Genomic DNA, 6,873 nt, shown 5'->3' with positions numbered 1-6,873 from the left:
GACTGATAATCAATACCGCCTGTGCTTCTCCCGAATACTAATGCTGCCTCTTTAACTCCACTACTTTTTCCATGGGGTATGGCAATTCCCATACCTATACCTGTTGAAAATTCTTTTTCTCTATCTAATACAGCTTTTATATATTTCTCTGTATCTAGTAACTTACCATTTTCATCTAACATTTTTGCCATCTCTTTTATTACGTCCTCTTTTGTTTTACTAGTAAGCTCAAGTCTAATTAGATTTGCATTTAATAATTCAGTTATATTCATTAATAATCATCCTTTCTTATAGGTATTTTATATTTATTTGTTTTTTTAATTTCTCTATATCTTCGAATCTTCCCGTTTGTGTTCCTTCAGTCATTACATTAGCTGTACTTGTTGCACAAGCTAGTTTTATAGATTCTTCAAAACTATAGTTATTATCAACTGCAACGGCCAATGCTGCAACCATAGAATCGCCTGCCCCTACTGTACTTTTAACCTCTACCTTTATGCCATTTACTTTTGCAACTTTATCACGACTTATAAAAATTGACCCTTTCGCCCCTTGTGATATTACTACATATTTTACTCCATACTCTAATATCTTTTTAGCAGTTTCAATAACTTTATCTTCGCTATCGATTTTTATACCAAACGCTTTTTCAAGTTCATCAATATTGGGTTTTACCATATATGGACCAGCCTTCATTCCATACATCAGCATTTCACCATCTGCGTCTAATATAACCTTACCACCCTTGTTTTTTATATCTTTGATTATTTCACCGTATATACAACTATCCGTTCCACTTGGCACACTGCCTGAAAGGACTACTAAAGAATCACCCGTGCAATATTCCATAATTTTTTCTTTTATATTAATAATATCTTCTTCCACTAAATCAGGTCCATTTTCATTTATATCCGTATGTGTATTATTAACCTTGTCAATTATTTTTAAATTAGTCCTAGTTTCACCTTTCACAGATAAAAATTCATTTTTTATATTTATATCATCTAAGTAATTTTTTATCTGACTTCCACTGCTTCCACCTAAAAATCCTAAGGCTGTACTTTTATGCTGTAATTCCTTAATAACTTTAGATACATTAATACCTTTGCCTCCAGCATCGACTCTTGTAGACACAATTCTATTAACACTACCAATTTTAAATTCGTCTATCTCAACGGTTTTGTCTATTGCTGGGTTTAAAGTCACTGTTATTATCATTTTTTTCACCACCAATTTATTTTGTTTTCATAATTTGTACGCCTTTTTCTTCAAATTTTTCTAATAGTTCATTTTCTAATTGATTATCCGTAATTATCATATCAACACTATCTAAGTCAACAATTTTAGCAAAAGAAACTGTGCCAAACTTAGTATGGTCACATACTACAATAGTTTGCTTTGCAATTTTTATCATTTCTCTTTTTGTATTAGCTTCAATAATATTTGGAGTAGTCAACCCATCAATAATGCATATACCATTTGTACCAATAAAAGCTTTATCTACCCTGAAATTCTTAAGTGTATTATCTGCTACTGATCCTACCATGGCTCTCGTTTCCCAGCGCAATGCACCTCCAGTAACAATAACCTCCACATCAGGCTTTTTAGCAAGCTCGTAAGCTATATCCAATGAATTTGTTAAAACTGTTATATTTTTAGCTACTATATACTTTGCAATACTAAGAGTAGTAGTCCCCGTATCTATAGCTATTGTGTCCCCATCTGCTATAATTGACGCTGCAAGTTTTCCAACCGATTCCTTCTCATCATAAAACTTATCTATTTTTTCTGAAAAAGTGGGTTCAAATTTAGTATTATGATTTAGTATAGCCCCACCATGCACTCTTTTTATAAGTTTGTCTTCTTCCAATTCTTGAAGATCGCGTCTAATAGTTACTTCTGACACTTCATATCGCTGTGATAAATCACATACTTTTACTTTTGAATACTTGTTTATACGATCTAATATTTTTGATTTTCTTTCTTCAGCAAACATAATTTTCAATCTTCCTTTTGGCATATTTTTAATAATAATAGTCTTCGTTTGTATTTGTTTGTTGTTTGTTTTAGTTTCATTTGCTTTCGCTTATGTTTATTTTAATGCAATTTGATAACGTTGTCAACATAAAATGTCTATCTTTTTATTGAAATTTGAATATATTTTATAATTTAAGACACATAAAAATAAATATCATTCTAAAACGAACAAAAACGAAACCACTAGGCTTCGCTTTTATTATATCTACTTATATTTAAACTATATAATGCTTTAACTATTGTGCTTTCTCTTTCTCTAATTCCTGTTTTAAAATTTCGTCTATCTTAGGAGTGCATCTATTCCCATTGCATCCGCCTGTTCCTGCTCCCGTAACCTTTTGAACTTCCTCTATAGTTCTTGCTCCATTTTTTATAGCCTTTTTTATGGTGGACCTTGGTATAGCTTTACATAAACATATTTTTGTAAGTTTATCCATTATTTCATTATTTATATTCTGATCCATAATATTTTTCCCCTTCTAACTATCTTTTATCTTTAAAAAAATCAGTTAATAAATTACCACATTCCGCGTTGTATACCCACTTTATTTCTGTCCAGTGATTTAATGCATCATTTTGAAGAACATTTATAACTGAACCACAAGCCCCTACGCTAGGATCAAAAATTCCTATATATAATTTACTTATCCTAGACTGTAATATAGCTCCTGCACACATAGGACAGGGTTCTAGGGTTACATACATATCACATCCAGTTAATCTCCAACTACCTATTACCTCGCAAGCTTTTTTTATAGCTAAAACTTCTGCATGAGCAGTAGCATCTTGTAGCGTTTCTCTTAAATTATGAGCTCTCGCAATTATTTCATTGTCTTTAACTATAACTACACCTACAGGTACCTCATTTAATAATAATGATCGTTTTGCTTCTTTTAATGCTTCATTAATAAAATTTTTTTCCATGCAAACCCCTTTATGCTATAAATAATCATTCCTTAATAATTATTAAGTTTCTATTTAATTATTAGTCTTTCAATACATTTATATACTTTTAAAATTATAATTTCCTAACAAAGTAAAAAAACTAGCAAAGTATTACTTTACTAGTTTGTGGTGCACACGAGAGGAGTCGAACCTCCGGCCTTCCCCTTAGGAGGGGGACGCTCTATCCAACTGAGCTACGGGTGCAAATTTCATTTCTACTTTTACATACTATTACATTTTTATAAATATGTCAACCTATAATTTTTTAAACTATTTTATAACTTTATAAAACTATTTTAATTGATTTATGAAAATTAATTAAAATATTAAGGATGTTATCTATTATGAGTATTTAAATACCTAAAATAGTATATAATGTACACTATATACTATTAATTGGAGGTGTTCTAAATTGAGTAACGATATAAAAAATTTTTTCCTAGCCGGACTAGGATCTGCAGCATATACTTATGAAAAAACTACAAACCTAATAGATGATTTTGTACAAAAGGGTAAGTTAACATTAGAAGAAGGTAAAGATTTATCTGAAGAACTAAAGAGAAATGTTAAAGAAAAAAAAGAAGTGAATTCTTTGACAAAAGAAGCGAACTCCTTGACAAAAGGAGCGAACTCTTTAATAAAAAAAGAGAAACCTTTGACAAAAGAAGATATGGTTTTACTCCTTTCACAGATGAACTTTGCAACCAAAGAAGATATTGAAAATCTAAATAATAGGTTATCAAATTTAGAAATAACTCAATCATAAATATACATTGTAAGTCAAATGAAAGTCCTACTGTTTCACTCTAGGGCTTTTCTTTTTAAGTGAGGTATAAAATGAGACGAAAATCTGTTAATCGATTTAGAGAAATTCTTAAAGTTCTTGGCTCTTATGGCTTTGGATACATTGTAGACTCTAAGTTTAAAAAACAACATAAACTCCCTGAAAATTTGAGGAAGGCCTTTGAAGAACTTGGTCCCACTTTTATAAAAATCGGCCAAATACTTAGCACTAGGCCAGATCTATTATCAGCAGAATATATTGTAGAACTTTCAAAGCTTCAAGATGATGTTGCTCCAGAAAATATTGAAACCATAAAAAAAGTATTTTTTGATGAGTTTGCAATGTCAACAACTGAGTGTTTTGAAAAGTTTTATGAAGAACCTTTAGCTTCGGCATCTATTTCTCAAGTACATAAAGCTATATTAAAGGACGGTAGGCAGGTTGTAGTAAAAATTCAAAGACCCGACATTTCAGAAAAGATGAAACTCGATATCTCTATACTAGTTAGAATAATAAGGCTCACAAAAGGAAAATTTTCTGATGCACTAATTGATCCAGAAGAAGCCTTACATGAAATACTTTTAATCACAAAACTTGAACTTGATTTTAACAATGAAGTTAAAAATATAAATAACTTTAAAAAGTTCAACAATGATGTTGCATTTTTATATGTGCCTTATGTGGTTGAGGATTTATGCAGTACTAAAGTTTTAACTATGGAAAGAGTTTATGGTTTTAAAGTAGATGATATGGAAAAACTCCTAACTTACCATTATGATGTTGAGGATTTAGGTAAAAAACTAGCTTTGTCTTACCTAAAACAAGTATTACAAGATGGTTTTTTTCACGGCGATCCACATCCTGGAAATATATTGATATGTGAAGGTAAAATCTGTTTTATAGATTTTGGAATTGTGGGAACACTCTCAAATTCTATAAAATCAACTTTAAACGATATGATATCATCAGTAGCTCTTAATGACATAAATAAAATGATTTCAGCTCTTTTGTCTATAGGAATAAAAAAGGGATATGTAAATAGAAATAAATTATATGAAGATTTAGATTATCTTCTTATCAATTACCTTTCAATTTCTTTAAACAATATTCAGGTTTCAGTTATGCTCTCTGAAATCTTTGACATAGCCAAACAAAATAATATTCGTTTACCTCGTGATTTAACACTTTTAATAAAAAGTCTTGTAATCCTGGAAGGAGTCATCGCGAGTATTGCTCCTGATATTAAAATAATAGATATAGCAGTGCCTTATGTAAAAGCTAATAATAAATCTTCACTATTATCCCATTTAGATTTTGATACACTACTTATCCGTTCTTATTCATTTATGAAAGATTCATTTAGACTTCCCTCAAAAATCATGGAATTGTCTGATAGTCTGATAAGTGGAAGAGCAAAACTGCAACTCGAACATAAAAATTTAAACACTCCTATAAATGAATTAAATAAAGGTATAAACAGGTTAGTATTTGCTCTTATTATTTCTTCTATGATTATAGGTTCATCTACAATTTTAAATTCTAGTATAGGCCCTAAAATACATAGTATATCAATTATTGGTATAACCGGTTTTATAACTGCAGCATTTATGGGCTTTTGGTTATTAATTTCAATAATAAAATCTGGGAAACTATAAAAACGAGGTATTTTTATGATTAAATATTACAATCGAAAACAAAATAAATATGAGATTGAAAAAGTAGCTGGTGAAAAATATCTAAATTGGTCTTATTCCTCGCCTGTAGGAATTGGACTAGTTGAGTTATTACTTAAGAAAAAGCTCTTCTCAAAATTATATGGTTATTACTGCGATACAAAAACAAGTTCTAAAAAAATTAAAGGTTTCATTAAAGATCTTGATATTGATATGTCTATATATGATAAGACTTATGATCAATATTCTTCTTTTAATGATTTTTTTATAAGATCTTTAAAAAAAGACTCTCGAATAATACCTAAAGACAATAATATTTTAATCTCACCTTGTGATGGCAAAATTTCTGCTTATGAGAATATTAACCTAAATGATTTAGTTCAAATAAAAGGTTTTACTTATTCTCTTAAAGAGCTACTTCGTGATAATGAAATATACACTTTATATGATGGAGGAACTTGCTTAATCTTTAGATTATGCCCAACTGATTATCATAGATTTCATTTTATTGATGATGGAATATGCGGCGATACTACAAAAATCGAAGGTCATTATTATTCTGTAAATCCTATAGCCTTAAAAAGCGTAAAAAAACTATTCTGTCAGAATAAAAGAGAATGGAGTATATTTCACTCAGATAATTTTGGGGATACTATTTATATGGAGATTGGTGCTACTTGCGTAGGCTCAATTATTCAAAGCTATAGTCCAAATGCCCAAATTACAAAAGGTGATGAAAAGGGATATTTCAAATTTGGTGGTTCCACAGTTATGCTATTTCTAAAAAAGAATGTTGTAAAAATTGATGAGAATTTGCTAACCCAAACACAATTAGGTTTTGAAACTTCTGTATACATAGGCGAAAAAATAGGACTGAAATAATCTTTCAGTCCTATTTTCTATTAGACACATTCAAATAAATAACAAGTCAGTATTCCTTATATCTTGTCCCCGTTCTACACTGACAGAATGATAACTTTGATCGGCTGCATTTTTTCCTATAAATGATTTAGAACTATCTGATACTATATTTCCATTTATATCAACTAAAAAAACCCTTTCAATATTACTACTAGCTTGTATGCTTTTTTATAAAGTTCAAATATTTAAAACGCATAAAGTCCCCCCCTGATTTATACACCAAACACAATTAGGTTTTGAAACTTCGATATACATAGCGGAAAAATATTCAATTAAGAAACTATTTTTTGAAGGAATTTACATATATGTAGAGAATATAATAAAAGTTAAAACATACTATATTATATATGGAGGGATTTACTTGAAAAAATTTTTATTCATCACGCTATCATTATTGTTCCTATTTTTGAATATTAATGTAATCGCAAATGCAGCATCCTATTCAACACCGTCAAATGATACATTATCAGATAAGGCCACTAATACTTATACTGTAATCTTCAATTCGAACGG

General features: G+C 29.7%; 8 protein-coding genes and 1 tRNA gene. 3 read left to right on the top strand and 6 right to left on the bottom strand.

Annotation, left to right across the window (positions count from 1 at the left end):
- The 6 genes from JJE11_RS11700 to JJE11_RS11675 form a co-directional block, all read right to left on the bottom strand.
- On the bottom strand, window positions 1–272 hold a 272-nt coding region (locus JJE11_RS11700; RefSeq protein ID WP_291635786.1), incomplete at its 3' end, for a PTS sugar transporter subunit IIA.
- A 16-nt stretch (window positions 273–288) separates the two neighbouring features.
- A complete protein-coding gene (gene pfkB, locus JJE11_RS11695; protein ID WP_291635784.1) occupies window positions 289–1,218 on the bottom strand; it encodes a 1-phosphofructokinase in 930 nt (309 codons plus the stop codon).
- A 16-nt stretch (window positions 1,219–1,234) separates the two neighbouring features.
- Window positions 1,235–1,996 (bottom strand): DeoR/GlpR family DNA-binding transcription regulator, encoded by a 762-nt coding sequence (locus tag JJE11_RS11690; RefSeq protein WP_291635782.1) that lies wholly within the window; start codon window positions 1,994–1,996, stop codon window positions 1,235–1,237.
- Between the two features lie 277 nt (window positions 1,997–2,273).
- Complete coding sequence (locus JJE11_RS11685; RefSeq protein ID WP_291635780.1) at window positions 2,274–2,501, bottom strand: (2Fe-2S)-binding protein; 228 nt, start codon at window positions 2,499–2,501, stop codon at window positions 2,274–2,276.
- A gap of 19 nt (window positions 2,502–2,520) precedes the next feature.
- Complete coding sequence (locus JJE11_RS11680) at window positions 2,521–2,961, bottom strand: nucleoside deaminase (protein ID WP_291635778.1); 441 nt, start codon at window positions 2,959–2,961, stop codon at window positions 2,521–2,523.
- Window positions 2,962–3,109: 148 nt separating this feature from the next.
- A tRNA-Arg gene (locus JJE11_RS11675) sits at window positions 3,110–3,186 on the bottom strand.
- A gap of 208 nt (window positions 3,187–3,394) precedes the next feature.
- Between JJE11_RS11675 and JJE11_RS11670 the strand changes: the two genes are divergently transcribed.
- From JJE11_RS11670 to JJE11_RS11660, 3 genes are all read left to right on the top strand, one after another.
- A complete protein-coding gene (locus tag JJE11_RS11670; RefSeq protein ID WP_291635776.1) occupies window positions 3,395–3,748 on the top strand; it encodes a phasin family protein in 354 nt (117 codons plus the stop codon).
- Window positions 3,749–3,819: 71 nt separating this feature from the next.
- The gene (locus JJE11_RS11665) at window positions 3,820–5,421 is read left to right on the top strand and encodes an AarF/UbiB family protein (protein WP_291635774.1); all 1,602 of its coding nucleotides are present in this window, start codon (window positions 3,820–3,822) and stop codon (window positions 5,419–5,421) included.
- 15 nt (window positions 5,422–5,436) lie between these two features.
- Entirely contained in the window at window positions 5,437–6,321 is an 885-nt protein-coding gene (locus JJE11_RS11660) for a phosphatidylserine decarboxylase (protein WP_291635772.1), read from the top strand.
- Window positions 6,322–6,873 lie beyond the last annotated feature (552 nt).

The organism is Clostridium sp. (assembly GCF_016650095.1).
Taxonomy (GTDB): domain Bacteria; phylum Bacillota; class Clostridia; order Clostridiales; family Clostridiaceae; genus Clostridium_AD.
Note: the sequence above shows the minus strand (reverse complement) of the source record. Positions and strands in the feature narration are given on the sequence as shown.

Coding starts and splice junctions, on each gene's coding strand:
- pfkB (WP_291635784.1), bottom strand. CDS start 1,218: ATGATAATAACAGTGACTTTAAACCCAGCAATAGACAAAACCGTTGAG.
- JJE11_RS11690 (WP_291635782.1), bottom strand. CDS start 1,996: ATGTTTGCTGAAGAAAGAAAATCAAAAATATTAGATCGTATAAACAAG.
- JJE11_RS11685 (WP_291635780.1), bottom strand. CDS start 2,501: ATGGATCAGAATATAAATAATGAAATAATGGATAAACTTACAAAAATA.
- JJE11_RS11680 (WP_291635778.1), bottom strand. CDS start 2,961: ATGGAAAAAAATTTTATTAATGAAGCATTAAAAGAAGCAAAACGATCA.
- JJE11_RS11665 (WP_291635774.1), top strand. CDS start 3,820: ATGAGACGAAAATCTGTTAATCGATTTAGAGAAATTCTTAAAGTTCTT.
- JJE11_RS11660 (WP_291635772.1), top strand. CDS start 5,437: ATGATTAAATATTACAATCGAAAACAAAATAAATATGAGATTGAAAAA.